This is a genomic window from Aurantivibrio plasticivorans, assembly GCF_055392955.1.
In genome coordinates this window covers 88,536-107,500 of record NZ_AP036020.1, presented here as the reverse complement: position 1 = coordinate 107,500, position 18,965 = coordinate 88,536, and the positions used below count along the sequence as shown (strand labels likewise).

Here is an 18,965-nt window from a genome sequence, read left to right as displayed (position 1 = left end):
TTCTCCTTAGTTACAAATTTTTTTTGGAAGTCGATGAATTTAACAAAAATATTTTTATTTATCCCGATGTGGCTAATTTGTGCTTATTTTAGGAGGAATGTACTGACAAGCGGAATCACCATGTGCGCCAACTAGCCTCATGCCACCTCTGTTGGGGAAATACATGCCAAACCAAATGAGAAATCGTCAGCATTCCCGCAATGTGCTTCTACCTCATTTTATTAGTGTCGTAATACCTGCACTCAATGAAGAAGAATCTATTGGATTGGTGGTAAAAGATTTACATCAAAAACTACTTGAGGCGGGTTTCGATAGCCGCTTCGAGATTATCGTCGCTGATAACAACTCGACCGACAACACTGCACACACAGCAATAAGTGCAGGCGCCAAAGTTATTCACGAACCTCGCCGAGGTTATGGCGCTGCATGCTGGTCAGCTTGCGAAGCGTCGATTGGGGATATATTAGTTTTTGTCGATGCCGATGGCGCCGCCAATTCAGAAGACTCAATTCGTTTAATAAACGCCGTAGCAGCAGGGTCAGATTTAGTCGTAGGGATTCGAAAAAATCCCGAGCGAGGATCTATGTCAATTTCCCAAAAATTCGGAAATTGGCTGGTTTGTCAGTTGCTGCGTCTACTTTGGCGTATAAAAACTGAAGATTTAGGGCCACACCGAGCGATCAGGCGTGAAGCTTTTGACGCTATGCAAATGGAAGACCGCGGGTTTGGCTGGACGGTCGAAATGCAAATTAAGGCCGCCCTGTTAAAACAACGTGTTGTTGAGCTACCCGTTAGATGGCAGGCAAGAGTATGTGGCGAGTCAAAAATTAGCGGCTCTTTGACTGGTGTTGTTAAAGCAGGCTTCGGCATCTTAGGCATGATTACTCATATGCATCAAAAATACCCTGCTTCAAAAAAGTTGCCATGGTGCCCGCCGCCTATCACTCATAAGCGCGGATTTAATTTATTTCACACTTCATTTCAACATCCTATTGAGGAAAGGAAAACACTATGAAATCTCTGCTCATAACTACTGCGACCGTCGCTTTGCTCGCGGTCAGCTCTATGTCATTCGCGTCAGGTGCCGATACTTCTGCTGGTGCTCGTACAGGTGATGCTGTTGCATACCAAATTGGCAAGCGAGTTTACGCCACACAATTTTCCTGTAAAAGCTGCCCGTTGAGTGGAAAAAAATTAACAAAAGACTCCGCTAAAGCGATTTTAAATGGTGAGCCAAAGGTCAGCTTAAGTGATAGCGATGCGCAGGCATTAGCTACTTTTTTAAAACGCCGCTTTAAACTGTAATTTAGGAAGGAAAGGAATTTATCATGAAAAGTTTACACATTGTTTTAGCTGGCGTGTTAATTAGCAGCTCAAGCTTCGTCACCGCAGAAGGCACATCACCTTGGTTGCCCATACCAGGACAGTTTTCTTCAAGCATCAACTATTCATTACAATCCGGTGACTCTGCCTACATTGGCGATCAAGAGTTGGACGTGGAGCTTATTACTGGCAGTGGCGCATCGGAATTCGAACGCGCATCAACGACGCTATCGTTTTCCTATGGGATCAATGATTTCCTCGCCTTAGATGCCACTATCGGTTATGGAGACGTCGAGGTTGGTAATGCAGACGAGGATTCTGGCTTAACCGATACAACCATTGGTTTAAGTTGGCGTGTTACCGATGAGTATTTCAACCCAGGATTCCCGACAACAACTCTTCGCCTTGGTGCCATTATTAATGGTGATTACGATGGCGCGCGTTTAGCGGCGGTTGGTAAAGATGCTAACGGTGCTGAGTTTTCTATCTTGTTAGGCAAATCCTTTACTAATTGGTTTTCTGTCTCTGCAGAGTTAGGAGTACAAGAACGCGACAACGACGTTCCGACAGCCACTTACTATGCAATTTCGACTCTATTTTATCCGGCACCTGGTTGGAGCTTAGGCTTGGGTTATTCCGATAAAACCTTTGATTCTAATTTAGACATTGCTGGCCCTGGTTTTTCTCCCGACCGTTTCCAGGAAGTGGCTGAAGAACGGTCCCTTGTAAAAGCCTCTGTTGGTTACGGCTTTGGAAATCACGGTTTTGCATTGTTGTATAACAACCTTGTTGATGGCCGTAACACGGTAAACGATGATGCGATAACACTTAGCTATACGTTGGCTTTTTAGTCCCATAAGACACGAGCCTAAGGGGTCTCCGATCAACTCGAAGCTTTCTTCGCGTAGCTGAAATGCCTTTATGTAAAACAAGCGGCTTAGTTAATGCCCTGTTCCTCAGCAAGGAGCTTAACGCCGCAAAAATGCACTTCAGATGCGCTCGTAAAGGCTCTCGGGAATTTGGCTCGATATTACTGCATCACTCTATCGCGGAGATAACACACCTACTTAGTGTTTCTCACCAACGAGACTTCCTGAATGTCAGAGAAAGTTTAGACTTGGTCGGAGTCCCCTAGTGTCTTATTTTGCAGCCACTACACAACCTAGGGTAGTGGCTTTTTTTGTTTTCTTTATCGTTACCGGCTCCAGTCTTGCCGCTCTTCTTTTCGGCGGTTGGCTAAATGCATCCCACTCAATACAGTTTTTGGGGATCACTCTCAATGCCCTATTTGGCCTGTTCGCGGTTGGCATTGTCTTATATACCCCCTTTGCTCAACAAATCTCTACTGCTCAACTATTTATTTTCGCTATAGCTTTACGGGTTCTCAGTCTTTGCTTATACCCACTGTTAGAGGATGATTATTTTCGCTATCTCTGGGATGGTTTTCAAACGCATATATCCGGCAGCCCTTATAGCAAGGCCCCTTTCGACTTCTTTCCCGGTGACGGACTTTCGCAACGCTGGCAAGACATTCTTTCAGGTATTAATAATCCAGATTTAAAAACCATTTATGGACCTGTTCTACAATACTTGTTTCTCTTAAGTTATTGGATCTCACCCGGTGATCTAGCGCCATTACAAGTACTTTTGGCGATATGGGATGTGTTGATTCTCGCGGTGCTTACCCAACAAAAGACTCGCAAATCATTCCTACTGGCTTACGCAATTCATCCGATGATTTTGCAAGAGGCCATAGCGAGTGCTCATCCTGATATTTTGCTAGGCGGTTTATTGTTATTCGCATTGTTAGCATGGCGCTCCGGCCGGCCTTTTTTAACTGGCACATTGTTAGCGCTGGCTTGTAGCTCAAAGATATCTGCTATCGTAGCGATACCTTTTCTACTAATTCCCGCTTCTCAAAACCATTTATCGCTTGGCCAATTGAGTTTTATGAAACGGTTCCGTTGTACTTGGCAATGGAGTGTCAAACTTGTTATTGCCTTTATAGTCGCGCTATTAGCGCTGTATGCTCCCTTGGTGTCGGTCGGCCAGTCTGAATTAGAATCACTGTTTGTTTTTGGCCAAGACTGGCGTTTTAATCCATTGTTATATCGCGTTCTTGAGTTAGTTATTTCACAATCTGGGAGCGCTGATATTACTCGTTTCTTTTGTGCAACGCTTTTGGTCTCACTGGCACTGTTTCTATTTTCTCATCAATGGATGGCGAAATTTAATTACGACACACCGCCAATTTTGATTATTTTAATCGCCCTTCTCCTGCTTTCACCTGTTGTGAACCCTTGGTATTGGCTGTGGGTTCTTCCTATTGCAACCTTTCTCGAACGACGATTGTTAGTCCTTGTTTTACCAACTGCCACCGTTTCTTACTGGAATACCAATACCCTGCAGGAAATCGGTTGGATTGAGTATAGCGCACCATCATTCGTTGTACCTTGGGCTATAACATTATTTCAAGTGAGCATTTTTGCACTTGCTCTCGTTGTTGAATGGCAACTCACCCACTATCGATCGAAACATTAGTATCCCTACATCGAGCATTTTTACTAAATACTGGCGTGAAACCTTTGCGAACTTTTATTCGTACATACGTAAGAGGTATCACAGTCGCCGTATGATGTATTTCCAGCCTGCTTTACATTCTATCTCGGCATCTATTTAACCGGAGCTTACTCATGAAGAAAACGGCTATAGTGCTTGTAATTGCGCTACTCGTTGCAGGGTTTTTTTACTTTGATTTACAACAGCTATTGACCTTAGCTGGCTTAAAGGATGGTTTAGAAGAATTTCAATCCTGGCGTGCTGCACAGCCGCTATTAGTCACTGGTGGCTTTTTTCTTTTATACGTTGTTGTCGCAGCCCTCTCTCTTCCCGGAGCTGCAGTCATGACTCTAGCGGCGGGCGCCTTGTTTGGTTTAGTGTTGGGTACGGCGATTGTATCCTTTGCCAGCACTGTGGGCGCCACATTAGCTTTTCTAGTTTCACGTTACCTACTACAACAAGGCGTACAGCAACGTTTTGGTGAACGCTTGGCAACCATAAATGAAGGCGTCAAACGAGATGGCGCTTTCTATCTTTTCACATTGCGCTTGGTACCCGTGTTTCCCTTCTTCTTGATTAATTTGCTAATGGGTTTAACACCAATACGTACCTGGACTTTCTACTGGGTTAGTCAAATCGGCATGTTTGCCGGTACTTTAGTGTACGTTAATGCCGGGACCCAACTTGGAAAGCTCGAAAGTTTAAGCGGCATTCTTTCGCCTGCTTTACTATTTTCTTTTGTTTTGCTTGGCGTGTTTCCTCTTATTGCTAAAAAACTATTGAACACCATCAAAGAAAAACGAGTATATGCTAAGTACAAAAAGCCCAAGTCTTTCGACCGAAATATGATTGTTATTGGTGCCGGTTCTGGCGGGTTGGTGGCATCTTTAATCGCAGCAACAGTCAAGGCCAAGGTCACGCTCATCGAATCAAACAAGATGGGTGGAGACTGCCTTAATTACGGCTGCGTACCCAGTAAAGCACTCATTAAAAGCGCCAAAGTAGCTCAACAAATGCGCAATGCCGAGCAATACGGGCTTTATAGTAGTCAGCCATCATTCTCTTTCCGAAAAGTCATGCAACGTATTAACGATGTTGTGAAAGCAATTGAGCCCCATGACAGTGTCGAGCGCTATACAGGCTTAGGTGTTGATGTGGTTGAGGGTTACGGCCGACTCATCGACCCTTGGACAGTTGAAGTAGAAAAAGCCAACGGCCAAAAAAGCCGACTAACAGCGCGCTCTATCGTGTTAGCAACGGGTGCACGGCCATTTGTCCCGCCACTACCCGGCATAGAATCCACCGGATATGTTACGAGCGACACGCTGTGGGAAACATTTAGTGAGCTAGATGCGCCACCTCGACGTCTAGTCGTGTTAGGTGGTGGACCAATCGGTTGTGAACTTGCACAAAGCTTTGCGCGATTAGGTTCAGAAGTCACCCAAATTGAAATGGCACCGCGCATTTTAATCCGTGAAGATGACGATGTAGCAGCGCTTGCGAAAGAGTCGCTTGAGAAAGATGGTATTGAGTTACTCACAGGCCACAAAGCATTGCGCTGTGGGGTTACGACATCAACCGATACACACGGCAACACAACCAACGAGAAATTTATTGTTGTTGAACATCAAGGTAAAGAAAAAGCTATCGCGTTCGATTACTTACTGTGCGCCGTAGGCCGCTCTGCGAGACTCGATGGCTATGGGCTGGAAAGCCTGGGTATCGAAACAAATCGCACCATTGTCACCAACGATTACCTCGAAACCCTTTATCCCAACATCTATGCCTGTGGCGATGTCGCCGGGCCCTATCAATTTACCCACACAGCATCTCATCAAGCCTGGTATGCATCAGTTAATGCACTGTTTGGTACGTTCAAAAAATTCAAAGTTGATTATCGTGTTATTCCTTGGACAACCTTTCTTGAACCCGAGATCGCGCGTGTTGGCCTGAACGAGCAAGAAGCGAAAGAAAAAAATATCCCATACGAGGTTACAACCTATGGCTTAGATGATCTTGATCGAGCTATTGCCGACAGTGCTGCGAAAGGCTTTGTCAAAGTCATTACACCACCCGGCAAAGACAAAATACTTGGTGTCACCATTGTCGGAGAACATGGTGGAGACTTGCTTGCAGAATTTGTTTTAGCTATGAAACACGGCTTAGGCTTGAACAAAATTCTCGGCACGATTCATACGTATCCGACCTGGGCCGAAGCCAACAAATATGTGGCTGGCCAATGGAAGCAAAAACATAAGCCAGAACTAATTTTAAACTGGCTCAATAAATATCACTCTTGGAGACGAGGAAAATCAAATGAAACAACTGCAACTGATCAGCATCACGCTGCTAAGCTTGATGATTCAACCAGTAGTGTGGGCTGAATCGATTAGTCACGATCCTTGGAGTACGTTGTTAGCTCAACATGTAAAACCTGTCGATAATAACCGATCGACAGGTGTGAACTACGCTGGATTTGCGAAGCATAGAGCAGAATTAAAGCAATACTTAAGAAAACTTTCGTCTGTTAGTCGTAAGGAGTTCAACGCGTATAGTAGAGATGATCAACTAGCTTTTTTGATCAATACCTACAATGCTTGGACAGTTGAACTAATTCTTACGCGCTGGCCAGACCTTGAGTCTATCCGCGACTTAGGTGGTCTATTAAGCTCTCCTTGGAGTAAAGAGTTTATTCCTTTATTTGGCGACACTGTTAGCCTTGATCACATAGAGCACTCATTAATTCGCGGTTCCGGTGCTTATAATGAACCACGTATTCATTTTGCCGTGAACTGTGCGAGTATTGGCTGCCCAGCATTGCGCGCAGAGGCCTACACCGGTCAACAGCTTGACGCGCAACTAGAAGAACAGACACACGCCTTTTTGGCCGACACGAGTCGTAATCGCATTGCCGGCGGAGAAGTTCAGCTGTCCTCGATTTTTAAATGGTACCGAGATGATTTTGAACAAGGCTGGCTTGATTACTTTTCTCTTGAAGAATTTGTGGCGGCCTATGCCGATGCGCTGAAACTCAGCCCCCAGCAAGCAAAAGCGTTAGAAAACGGAGACTTGGATATCGAATTTCTTGATTACAACTGGAAGTTAAATCAGACAAACAATTAATTGCTATGAAAATTTCTTACACCTATTTTCCATTATGGATTCGACACCTGATTGTCACGAGTTTTTCACTACTCATCGGTTTGCAAACACCTAATACGCTAGCAGATGGCTCGCGCTTAACTATTACAGGCTCCAGCACTGTGGCACCCTTAGCACTGGAGATGGCAAAAAGGTATGAAAGACAACATCCAGGGGTTCGAATTGATGTACAAACCGGCGGATCTTCGCGTGGGATCAATGATGCAAGATCAGGGCTCGCCGATATCGGCATGGTTTCTCGAGCGCTTAAAGACAACGAAAGTGATTTAACGGCCCATCTTATTGCGCTTGACGGAATCAGTATTATTTTGCATCGCAGCAACCCAATAGCGAAGCTTACCGGACAAGAAATCGTTGATATCTATACAGGCAAAGTCCGTAACTGGCAGGAAGTTGGCGGCCCCAATTTAGCCATTACTGTTGTCAACAAAGCGGAGGGGCGCTCAACACTCGAATTGTTTTTACATCACTTTGAGTTAACCAATAGTCAGATCAAGCCTAATGTGATTATCGGTGACAACCAGCAAGGCATTAAAACTATTTCCGCTAACCCAGGCGCTATTGGGTACGTTTCGATTGGTACAGCAGAATTTGAAGTTACCTTTGGCACCCCGATAAAACTGCTACCCATGGGCGATGTAGAATCGAGCGTTGCCAATGTCGCGCAAGGCTATTATCCGTTGTCTCGCCCACTTAACTTCGTAACTACAACCAACCCTAGTGAATTAGGGCAGGATTTTTTGCGCTTCGCTCAATCGCTTCATGTTAAAGACCTTGTCGAAGAGCAATTTTTTGTTGCGCCTTAACGTTTAGACCGATTGAAATATTCTATGGCTTACCTCATCAATCAATCCATAAACAGACTAGATCGCGGTGCTTTTTTTGCGTTGGGGTTGATTTCGCTGATATGTTGTAGCTTATTAGGCATGGTGATTTGGTTTTTGTTTCATGAATCGCTGCCCGTGCTTAGGGGTAGCCACGCTGGAAGCTTTATTTTTGATGATAGTTGGTTTCCCCTTGAGCAACGTTTTGGCGTCATGCCGATGGTCTGGGCATCGCTAGCCATTGCATTGGGGGCGACATTTATCGCAACGCCATTTGGTATTGCGAGTGCAATTTTCTTGGCCTTCTATTCAAGAGGCCCCATAAAGAGCACTTTCCGTTTACTCATGAATATTTTAGCCGGTGTCCCATCGGTGGTCTTAGGCTTATGGGGGTTAACCGAATTAGTCCCCATAGTCGCATCAATTCAACCACCCGGTACAAGCCTACTAACCGCTGTGCTTGTTTTGTCGCTGATGATTTTACCCACCGTCACACTGACGTCTACCGCTGCACTAAGTGCTGTACCCCCTCAGTTTCTCGAAGGTGCTCAAGCACTCGGCTTCAACCAAAAATCTGTCATTTTGCATATCGCTTTACCAGCGGCTAAAGCAGGTATCATCAGCGGCGTGTTGCTCGCTATAGCGCGTGCTCTGGGTGAAACGATGGTAGTCCTCATGGTTGCCGGTAATGTCGTACAAAACCCATCAGGGTTATTGGAACCCGTCCGAGCACTTACGGCAAATATCGCGTTGGAGATGGCCTATGCAATGGAGGATCATCGAGCAAGTCTATTTTTCTCCGGCCTATTATTAACGTTAGTCGTTTGGGCACTCGCAATGCTTTCCACAAGATTTAGATCACTGGACGGGCGCACGCAATGAACACTACGCGATTCGACTTCGCTGACTATCTATTTAGATATTCGATTTACTGCGTCAGCCTTTTAATGATCTTAGTGATCGCTTGGCTATTAGGTGATGTCTTCATAAAAGGCTTCTCTCACCTTTCTTGGGACTTTTTAGTTGAAGAACCACGAAGCTCTGGACGCGCCGGTGGTATTGCTCCGATCTTAACCTCGACAATGCTCATCCTCGCAGTGGCGCTCATTACTGCGGTGCCTATTGGTTTAAGCGTCGCGATCTGGCTCGCCGAACTCACTTCATCATTTGGAAAATATCAGCAACCACTCACGGGATTCGTAGGATCTACTCTCGATGTGCTAGCAGGTATCCCATCGATCGTTTATGGATTATTTGGTAACGCGTTCTTTTCCGTGTACCTCGGGCTGGGCTTTTCTATCTTATCAGGCGGTTTAACCCTTGCTTGTATGATTCTGCCCGTATTTATTCGCACTTGTGAGTCGGGTTTGCGCGCGGTGGATCGTCATTGGCGCGACGGTGCGCTTGCGCTTGGTATGTCGAGAGTCACCACTATTTTTCATATTTTGCTACCCACCACAAAACCCGCCATTCTTGCCGGTTTAATTTTAAGTATGGGTAGGGCTACCGCGGAGACAGCCGCACTCATTTTTACTAGTGGTTATGTCGATCGATCGCCAGACTCTTTATTAGATTCAGGCCGAGCACTGGCAGTACATATTTATGATTTATCAATGAATGTCACCGGTGGTGACGCGAATGCTTATGCTTCCGCATTGGTACTTATTTTAATGATATTGATTATTAATGTTGTGGTACAAGCCATGCTCGATCGATGGTTTTTCGCCAACACCAGAATAATTCGTAGCACAACATCAACTCACCAATAGTACTGAACCCATGACTGAATTAGAAACGCAAAGTCTAACCAAATCAACCTACAGTCAACCTACATTTACACTAGGCGAACTAGAACAGGGGACACAATGTTGCGAACCAACACCTCATTTGGCTATTGAAAACTTAAGCGTGTCCTACCATTCAGTACCAGTGTTGTCAGACGTATCTCTAAATATTTACAAAGGGTGTATTACCGCGTTGATTGGGCCTTCCGGTTGTGGGAAGACAACGTTTCTTTCGACTCTCAATAAGCTCATTGACAACAACTACAACGCGACCGTTACAGGCAGCATGAAGCTCGATGAAAGCGACTTAGTCAAAGATACTATCGATACACTACAACTACGACGTCGTATTGGTATGATTTTCCAACGCCCCAATCCCTTTCCACTATCGATTCGACGTAACTTAGACCTTCCTTTGAAGGAGCATGGTATTCGCAACGCGAAAACAAGAGCAGAAAAGATCGAAAAAGCATTGTCTGACGTAGGCCTTTGGAATGAGGTAAAAGATCGGCTCGATAGCTCTGCACTACAGCTATCCGGCGGTCAACAACAGCGACTTTGTATTGCGCGTGCGATCGTTTTAGAGCCGGAGGTATTGTTAATGGATGAACCTTGTAGCGCGCTTGACCCAGTAGCATCTGCAGTTGTAGAAGATTTGATTCAACGTCTAGCGGGTAGTTATACAGTGGTTATTGTGACTCACAACCTTGCACAAGCGCGACGTGTAGCGAACTATGCGGCGTTTTTTTGGATGACTGAACGAGTGGGCAAACTGATTGAGTTTGGCCATAGCCAACATTTATTCGAGCAACCAAAGCACGCACTAACCGCGGCCTATATCACTGGCAAACAGGGATGATCGGCGGCTATTTTTAAATCGTGTCACAAAGACTATTAATTGTGCGACGATGAACTCAGCGCATAACATGAACCTAGGTCCTTCAGCCTCCCTTTACCCCGTCCACCCTGCTAGCATTGTTATAAATTGATCGGTATCAAAGCCCACCCAGGCTATGTATATTTTTTCAATCTCTTTCCTAGTTTTTATGGCGCTCTCACCTACACTAAGTACAGTAGGCTAGATTACAACGGTAGTCTGCCCCTTTTGCTAAGTGCCCGAAACGATATGGAAAGACGCAATAAAAAGCTTTTTAGCCTTTTCTTTGCCTGTGCAATGGCCTGGCTTTCGCCGCTCGCCCCTGCCTGTGCGTCGCCTGTTGTGATTCATCACCCTCAGCTAGCATCAGAAGACTTTTCAACCACATCGCTGGTTCGCATTTATGCGATGCAAAAACGCGTGTGGTCTGACCGCTCCAGCATCAAGGTATTCACACTTCCAAAAGACAGCGGTACGCATAAAGAATTTGTGAAGGGCCTACTCCTAATGCAACCCTATCAGCTTGATAGGTTATGGCATAGGCTGGTATTCAGTGGCACCGGGTCTACACCGGAAGAAGTCAGCTCTCCAGAAGAAATGATTGAAAAAGTTAGAAGTACACCCGGCTCGATTGGCTATATTGATAGCAAATTCTTGGGAGCAGTCGACCAACGCATGTATGAGGTCGCCCAATGAATAGATCACTGCAATTGTCGACATTGTTCATTGGTTTAGCGCTTAGTACCGGGGCGTGGTCCGATAAACCCACCTTCAATGGTTTCGTTAGCCAAGCGGCTATTATTTCTAACGATAACCCCTTCTACGATGACGAGCCTGACAATAATTTCAATTTACGTGAAATAGGGCTTACAGCAAATTGGAATTTAACAAAAGAAATTCGCCTCGCTGGCCAGGCACTTTCAAGAAAAGCGGGGAGCTTTAATAGCTCAAGCCCGGAAATCGATTTCTTGCTCGTCGACTATAACTTTTGGCTAAGCGAACACCTTTCTAGTGGCGTTCGGCTCGGCCGCGTTAAAAACCCTTACGGGCTGTACAACGCCACACGAGATGTACCTCACGCTAGACCCGGCGTGTTTGTACCTCGCTCAGTGTATTTCGAAAGCTTCCGTGAGGCATTGCAAAGGATTGATGGTGGCACAGTATATTTAAGTAATACCTCAAACCTAGGTGACTTGAATATTGATCTATCGCTAGGTTCAACCACTATCGAAACTACCACGGTTGAATATCAAGTGTTCCAGAAAGATATTGTTGGGGAATTCAAAGATGTTGATGTCGAGGGCTTCAAAATTGAATTCGTACCAACCGCCGTCAGAGATCTTACTCTAGGATTTACCTGGTACAACGCAGAAATGGCGCTACAAGACGCCGCAACTTTTACGCCTCTCGAGCAATTCGCAGGCTTTATGGTATTACTTGGCGACCCAACACAATTCACCAACTATGTCACGGGCTTTAATATCGACGCCGAAATGAATTTGTTTTCGGCGCAATATAGCTGGAATCAGTGGCTATTTACGGGCGAGCTACTAAACATAGACATTAACACTACCGATATTGAGGTGTTACATATTCCCGAAAATGATCGTCAGGCAAAGTTGAGGGGATACTACTTGCAATCTGAATGGTTCGCCTCCCAGCGCTGGAGCCTTTATGGGCGCTATGAAGAATTATTCAATAACGTAGACGACAAAGACGGTATAGGTTTTGCTCAGCGCACAGGCGGCAACGCGCTAACCCAGTACGCAAAAGCGTTTACGCTAGGTGCAAGGTATTATTTAACTCCTGATTGGTCAATTACAGGCGAATTCAGTAATAACGAGGGCGCGGCGTTTATTGCCGGAACCGATGACATCGATTACTCCTCTCTGGAAAAAAGATGGCAACTATTCATCTTGCAGATGTCCTATCACTTTTAGATAACGACGCCTATTACAATGTTTATCAGTCTTAGATGGAAAGCCGTCGTTTTTCTAAGTCTTGCGTTAGTTTCGATAACTGTTGTCCTCACATGGCAAACAGTTAACAAGCAGCTAGATAGTTTTAATAGTGAGCTTGATAAGTCCTATATCAACCAACACACGCTACTTTTAGAGCTTATTAACGACGCCTATTTAAAGCTGTCGCAATTTTCACAGCTCATTTCGACCAATCAAACCGTTTCCTCCTCTTTAGACTCATCGGCTCACCCCGGCCACCTACAAAATTCTCTCGACGAAGCATGGCTGTCCTACAGCATTAACTTGGGATTAGATTACCTAGCCATTTACAACAATCAAAATCGTAAACTAGCCTCGGTAGGCAGTCCTAAGGTTAGTGGTGATACCCAGTTTTCTGTTGAAATCACCAAAGCAATAGACACAAGCACATCAACGGGCTCTCCACAGAGCTTTGTCTACTGCCAAACAAGTTGCATTCTCGTCGTTATAGAGCCTTTTATTAACTCAGCGGGCGAATCTGGCTTCGTGGTTATCGCTCAGAATATGGCTGATCTACTGCGAGTATTTTATAGCTTTTCTAGTACGGGCCTTGCCATTCTTTTAAGCAGTGAACCCGGTCAACAATCTACCAATGCCTCACGTCACTTAACGGAATGGCAAGCAGACATATGGGCTATAAGCGATTTCCGCAATCTCTTTCCTGTACTGATGCAATATTCCAAATTTAACCGACTTAACGAGAACCGCTTAAATACACTGTTTACTTATACCGATGATCAAAAATACCTCATCAAACTTTTACCGCTTGATAGGGTGAGCTTTCGCGGTATACACCCGATGCTAATCTTCCTATCAGACACCACAGCGAATTATAATTTGATGGTGTCGAATATAGAGCGGGGGGTTATCACAGGCTTTTTTGGGTTAATCGCCGCCGAGGTGTTGCTGCTTCTATTGCTTAATGGACCACTTAGGAAAATTCGTATAATTGCAGAGTCTTTGCGATTACTACCATCCCAGGAATTTTCTGCCGTATTGCAAAAAGTTAAGACTAAACCTTCTTACATATCTGATGAATTAACGACCCTTGAAAAAAGCACTATTTACGTCACAGAAGAGCTAAAAGAGCTTCATCATCAAATAGACTTAAAAAACGAATCACTTAACGGGAAAATTGATGAGCTTACGCGATCCCGCTCTTTCCTTAAACGGCTTTTTGATAGCTCTCAGATTTTTATCATTACACAAGGTTTTGACGGAACAATCCACACTAGTAATGCGCGATTTGAAGCGGTATACGGAAAGTCGCCTGACAACTTTGATTCACTGTTTTCCATTGAAGGTGAAGAAATATCATTCCGCCAGGAAGCTCTCAAATTAAAAAACAGGGAGATCGATTTATTCCAACAAGAAACACAGTTTCTTAGTAGCGATGGAAAACCGCTGGTTATCAACTGGACTCACGCATTAGTCGAGAGCGAAAACGGCGATACCGTCATATTGTCCATCGGCATGGATCACACGCTACAAAAGAATGCTGAAAATGATTTACGCTGGATGGCTCATCACGATAGTTTGACGAATATTGGAAATAGACGTTGGTTTACTAATGTATTCACAGACATGCTTGCGTCAAACACACCGGGCGTTTTAGTGTTTATCGACGTGAATCGCTTTAAGCAGATCAATGATATCTATGGTCACAATTTCGGTGACCAGGTGCTTATCAACATTGCTAACAAACTTCGAAAGTTTACCCGATCTTCCGACGTAGTCTGCCGATATGCAGGGGATGAGTTTACCTTGCTTCTTAACGAAATGACGAAGGAGCAGTTGAAAAGCTTCCTTCAAAAGCTTTGCCAAGAACTAAAAGGCAGTATCCAAACCAATGATGGCAGAACAGTGAAATTTTCCGCCAGTGTTGGAGCTTCAATATTTCCAGAACATGGCGAAGACGCGCAGACACTGATCGTACACGCCGACATGGCGATGTATCACGCCAAGAAGAAGGGCCGCTCTCAATGGCATATTTTCGACATAAACGATGCACAAGTTGCTCAAATTAGAAATGAAAATAAAGTTATTCTTTCGATTAAAAATGCACTACGTAATCATTCTTTCTCTCTAGTCTTTCAACCCATATTGGAAATAGATTCTGAATCTATTTCTCACCATGAAGTGCTTATTCGCATGACAGACGAGTTCGGCGAAAACATTTCTCCCGGTATGTTTATTCCGCTTGCTGAAAAAAGTGGTGAGATAAGGCAAATAGACAACTGGGTTTTGGAAAACGCGCTAAAAATACTGAGTAACTTAAACTCCAATCAATTATATACTCGCTTTGCTATCAATATTTCAGCGCCAACCTTGCAGCACCCTGACTTTCCTACGCAGCTGTGCGACCAAGTGGAGCAGAATTGTGTCTCACCAGATCAAGTAGTTATAGAGTTAACAGAAACTGCGTATATTGAAAATTTTGGTCAGGTACTAACCAATCTAAAACACATTTCTAATTTTGGCATTAAGATCTCACTCGATGATTTTGGTGTAGGCTTTTCGTCATTCACATACTTAAAATTAATGCCGCTCGATTACGTAAAACTCGATGGATCCTACATTCGAAGTTTGCTAAAGAACCCTGATGATCAAGTGTTTGTACGCAGTATGGCAGCGATGATCACCGCGTTTGGAATGAAAACTGTTGCGGAGTTTGTGGAAGATAAGGAAACACTGGATCTTTTGACAGAATTGGGAGTGTCGCATGGACAAGGCTATTTTATTGGCAAACCAATGCCACTTGATTCTTTAGCGCTTGAGAGCCACTCAAGCGGCCCTCAGCGACTGCTAGGCGACCGATAGCCGCCACGAAGTTAACCTTGCCTCGGTGCTAGTACGCTACATTAGCGCCTATCATTAGTATGTTCGAGTGCGCATCGGCCACACTATGTGTTGCACCAGGTCCTAGGTTTCCACCACTTATAAAGTTCAGGGGCGCATACCCTTCGGTTCGAATTGCTTCGACAAAAAGTTTTGCGCTGGGCGTAACGAAACTTGCAAACCCCAACACCCACTGATCTTGCTTTTCCCATTCCGCGCCATCTGGACCTGCGACAAAACGACTAAATTCCAGCGAGAATTGCGATTTTTTACCACCTAATGCTGTCGTATAACGTGTGCCTAAGTCCCAACTGGTGACTTTCGAGGCATCGAACTCTGGGATAGTTGGGTTAAAGGTACCCGGCCATTCGTCTTGTGTTTTAGCGTATTCCCCTTGTACTTCCCAATTTCCAATATGTAGCTGAGTGTAAATATCATAAGCGCCATTCTCTTCTTCACAGGCTTCAAAGTGAACGACAGGAAACCCTTGGCAATAGGGGCTGCCTTTGATGTACGAGCTACCTATTAACCAGTGGCTAGATTCTCCCAATGGAAACGTATAGCTGATATCTGCTGCGTAGTTATTTAGTTTGCTAGGCACATTGCTGTTGTCGACAGGTACGTTGGCAGCACGAAATTGTGCTCCACCTTGTATACCCATTAACCGCAACGAGAAGCTATCTGTTTTTATACCCGTATTTAGGCCGTATGCTAGGCCGCCGAACGCGTGCCAAACTGTTGATGCAGTAAATGGATTTACGGTATCCATTAAGCCAAATGGCACATCCATTTTACCTAATGATGCATAGACAGGCGTCGCCTCAAGGTCACCCAACAGCACATAGCCGCGGCGCACTTGCACTTGGTTGCGGTTTAAGTCAGTCAAGGTACCAGAGCCAAAACTTTGCTGAGGATCGTAGAGTATTTCAACGTAAGTTGTAACCCAATCACCAACCGTTGCTGTTAAAGCGATCTGTGCGGAGTGAATGACAGCCTCAGATACTGTTTTAGTCCGTTGGTTGTTTTCTGTGGGATGACGCATTAAGTATCCAAATTTACTCTCCGTATTACTTTTTTGGTAATCCGCAATAGGCGTTACAGCACCTGAAAGATATAGCGCATTGGAACCGATGCCGCTCTCTTTCTTCTGACTAAGAATCAATTCTTGTCTTCGCGTTATGTTTGTTGTGGGGTCTAGAATGTCGTAGCTATAGCTATGATTAGTGTGGACGATACCTTGTTCGCTTTTAGCAGGCTTTTTATCCGCTGGTGACGGTCCAGCTTCTTCCAGTTGTGCTACCCGTTCTTTTAACGACTCATTTTGCTTGGCAAGCTGGTCTAACCGTTCTTCAATGTCAGCCGGTGTTGCCGCATGTGTTCCTATTGATGTAAATAGCAGCGTGAATGCTGCCCTTTTGATACTACTGCCCATGATTTGCCCTTATATTTCATATGGAGATAAGCGTCGCGGATGCTACTGCACCCCTACAATGTTCACAACGACTACATGGTGAACGCGCGCCTTTGGCGACTACACGGTAAGGCAGATTAGATTTGATCATTAGGGCTTGTTTGCAAATTAATCAGTCACTATCAGAAACGTTGATCTGACGATATAAAATACTCAAACGTATTTTTCCCTTTGGCCTTAGACAGGTACATCGCCGCATCGGCGTTTTTCATAAGGTCGATTTTATTTTTTCCATTCAGCGGATATCGAGCAATACCCATACTCGCACTGACCTGACACTCCTGACCGAGAACCTCTACTGGTTGACGCGAAACCTCTAGAATCTTGTTTGCTACGATATCAATAGCTTGAGTGTCGTAAGCATCGTTGAGCAAAATCACAAACTCATCTCCACCCAATCTCGCAACCACATCACTTTCGCGAAGGGTCGACTTCATTCGCGCCGACACTATTTGTAGTAGCTTATCCCCCGCAGCGTGGCCAAGGAAATCATTGATACGCTTAAAACCATCAAGGTCAATAAACATGACAGCGAAAGCCAATTTTTTTCGTTTAGCACTGGCAATAGCTTGTTCTAGCAGCTCACTAAATAAGCCTCTGTTGGGCAAGCCCGTTAATTCATCGTGAGTCGCTAGATGTTGTACACGTGCTTCCACTTTGGTTTTTTCTCTACGTTGAGCAAGTGTTTCAATACCATAGACTAAGTTTTCAGCAACATTTTCTAGTAGAGATACCACTTCTTTATCAAACACTCGACGTTCGTGGGCACTTAAAAAAAGCGTCCCAATGCACTTCGCATTTTTTATGAGTGGTATGGCTGCTCCTGATCGAAGGTCCAGTTTTTCAGCATGCTCCTTCCACACTTTCGCTCGTGAATCATGCAAAAAGTCATTGCTCACACAATTTTTCTTTGATCTATATGCTAATGCGTTCAGCCCTAACCCACCCGGTTGATTGATAGAAGTTGATACGCTCATACTTAGAACTTCGTCGCGAAAGCCTCCAGAAGCCGCAACGGTATTTAGCGTTTCTTGGTTTTCATTTTCTAGCATAATAGACACGGAATCCAATCGCCCGTGATCGACAAGCGCCTCACACACGCCATCAAATAGGGTTCTCTCGTCTACAGCGCGCATGACAGTACTAATCGTAGCGCTTAAAGCAGAATATATTCGTTTTGCTCGCTCTAATGATTTTTCCGCTAAAATTAGCGGCGTCACTTCGCGGGATATCGTAACAATATATTGCGCTCCATCCATTTCCATTACGCGGTGACTCGGCTCAAACCAACCTCGTTTTTTACCATCAACACTTGTCGCAAAATGAATCGGTTCTGTGTACCCCTTCTTTCCTGCTTCAATTGTTTTGGCAAAGATATCGATGGTATCTTCGAAAGTTCGACCAGTTAATTGATGACCATACATATGCAGTAGCTGTTCACGCGGTATTCCACTCAACTCCACTACACGATTGTTTACGTATTCAAACTTAAAGTTTTGGGTGTTTGATAAGAAAATACAGTCTGGAGATTCGTCGGCTATTTCTCGAAATCGAAATCGATCTTGTTGTGCATTGGTGACTGAAGGCACTATGATGATCAAACCCCGATAGCCGGTGCACTCGTCAGCATCATTTCGAATATCCGACATCGCAACGCGTAAATATTTTGGGGCACCACTTTTGTCGGTGACAACGCAATCACACCATGGCGACCGACCTCCACTATTTAATGTCTCGATAAGACTTTTTTCGGGGTCGTTCACGACAAGCGGTTGAACGCTCAATTCGTCGAACGGTAAGCCAATGTAGTCATCCAGGATGGGACCCCAGAGAGTATTCAGACTGTCGCCTTCTAGACGGGTGAGCACACCATTTCTGTCGGTTTCCCAAGCGCCGTCCGCTATAAATCCAACCAAATCGATAAGCGTATTCCACTGAAAAGGGTGTCCTTCCTCTTGCGGATCATTGGGAAAAATATTTTTCATTGTTAAGTAACGCGCCTATTTGTCGATCAGCTCAGAGGGATAGCAAAAGGGCACGAGTTACTATGGCTTAGATCAATTATCTTCACTGCTCTCAGTCGCAATTACGTTCGTGAATCATTTATAGCGGCCTCATGGCTCGGCT

15 protein-coding genes are annotated in these 18,965 nt (G+C 44.8%); 13 read left to right on the top strand and 2 right to left on the bottom strand.

Annotated elements, in window-relative coordinates; translation table 11 throughout:
• The first annotated feature begins 163 nt into the window (after positions 1-163).
• From ACZ5NB_RS00460 to ACZ5NB_RS00400, 13 genes are all read left to right on the top strand, one after another.
• Positions 164-1,015 (top strand): glycosyltransferase family 2 protein, encoded by an 852-nt coding sequence (locus ACZ5NB_RS00460; RefSeq protein WP_460230826.1) that lies wholly within the window; start codon positions 164-166, stop codon positions 1,013-1,015.
• Positions 1,012-1,305 (top strand): hypothetical protein, encoded by a 294-nt coding sequence (locus tag ACZ5NB_RS00455; RefSeq protein WP_460230824.1) that lies wholly within the window; start codon positions 1,012-1,014, stop codon positions 1,303-1,305. Before ACZ5NB_RS00460 ends, ACZ5NB_RS00455 begins: the two co-directional genes overlap by 4 nt.
• Positions 1,306-1,328: 23 nt before the next feature.
• On the top strand, positions 1,329-2,174 hold the full coding sequence (locus ACZ5NB_RS00450) for a hypothetical protein (RefSeq protein WP_460230822.1): 846 nt from the start codon (positions 1,329-1,331) through the stop codon (positions 2,172-2,174).
• 283 nt (positions 2,175-2,457) lie between these two features.
• The gene (locus ACZ5NB_RS00445; protein ID WP_460230820.1) at positions 2,458-3,864 is read left to right on the top strand and encodes a hypothetical protein; all 1,407 of its coding nucleotides are present in this window, start codon (positions 2,458-2,460) and stop codon (positions 3,862-3,864) included.
• Between the two features lie 152 nt (positions 3,865-4,016).
• On the top strand, positions 4,017-6,266 hold the full coding sequence (locus tag ACZ5NB_RS00440; RefSeq protein ID WP_460230818.1) for an FAD-dependent oxidoreductase: 2,250 nt from the start codon (positions 4,017-4,019) through the stop codon (positions 6,264-6,266).
• Positions 6,199-7,005, top strand: a complete 807-nt coding sequence (locus ACZ5NB_RS00435; protein WP_460230817.1) for a DUF547 domain-containing protein — start codon at positions 6,199-6,201, stop codon at positions 7,003-7,005. Before ACZ5NB_RS00440 ends, ACZ5NB_RS00435 begins: the two co-directional genes overlap by 68 nt.
• 5 nt (positions 7,006-7,010) lie before the next feature.
• Complete coding sequence (locus tag ACZ5NB_RS00430) at positions 7,011-7,850, top strand: phosphate ABC transporter substrate-binding protein (protein WP_460230815.1); 840 nt, start codon at positions 7,011-7,013, stop codon at positions 7,848-7,850.
• Positions 7,851-7,874: 24 nt separating this feature from the next.
• Positions 7,875-8,750 (top strand): phosphate ABC transporter permease subunit PstC, encoded by an 876-nt coding sequence (pstC, locus tag ACZ5NB_RS00425; RefSeq protein ID WP_460230814.1) that lies wholly within the window; start codon positions 7,875-7,877, stop codon positions 8,748-8,750.
• A complete protein-coding gene (gene pstA, locus ACZ5NB_RS00420) occupies positions 8,747-9,637 on the top strand; it encodes a phosphate ABC transporter permease PstA (RefSeq protein ID WP_460230813.1) in 891 nt (296 codons plus the stop codon). Before pstC ends, pstA begins: the two co-directional genes overlap by 4 nt.
• Positions 9,638-9,647: 10 nt before the next feature.
• A complete protein-coding gene (locus tag ACZ5NB_RS00415; protein WP_460230811.1) occupies positions 9,648-10,511 on the top strand; it encodes a phosphate ABC transporter ATP-binding protein in 864 nt (287 codons plus the stop codon).
• A 267-nt stretch (positions 10,512-10,778) separates the two neighbouring features.
• On the top strand, positions 10,779-11,225 hold the full coding sequence (locus ACZ5NB_RS00410; protein WP_460230809.1) for a hypothetical protein: 447 nt from the start codon (positions 10,779-10,781) through the stop codon (positions 11,223-11,225).
• Complete coding sequence (locus ACZ5NB_RS00405) at positions 11,222-12,469, top strand: hypothetical protein (RefSeq protein WP_460230807.1); 1,248 nt, start codon at positions 11,222-11,224, stop codon at positions 12,467-12,469. The genes ACZ5NB_RS00410 and ACZ5NB_RS00405 overlap by 4 nt, the downstream gene beginning before the upstream one ends.
• An 18-nt stretch (positions 12,470-12,487) precedes the next feature.
• Positions 12,488-15,349 carry a bifunctional diguanylate cyclase/phosphodiesterase gene (locus tag ACZ5NB_RS00400; protein ID WP_460230805.1) on the top strand — a complete coding sequence of 954 codons (2,862 nt, stop codon included), beginning with the start codon at positions 12,488-12,490 and terminating at the stop codon, positions 15,347-15,349.
• A gap of 28 nt (positions 15,350-15,377) precedes the next feature.
• Here the strand turns inward: ACZ5NB_RS00400 and ACZ5NB_RS00395 are convergent, their stop codons facing one another.
• A complete protein-coding gene (locus tag ACZ5NB_RS00395; protein WP_460230804.1) occupies positions 15,378-16,799 on the bottom strand; it encodes a hypothetical protein in 1,422 nt (473 codons plus the stop codon).
• 161 nt (positions 16,800-16,960) lie between these two features.
• A complete protein-coding gene (locus ACZ5NB_RS00390; protein ID WP_460230802.1) occupies positions 16,961-18,823 on the bottom strand; it encodes a sensor domain-containing diguanylate cyclase in 1,863 nt (620 codons plus the stop codon).
• Positions 18,824-18,965 lie beyond the last annotated feature (142 nt).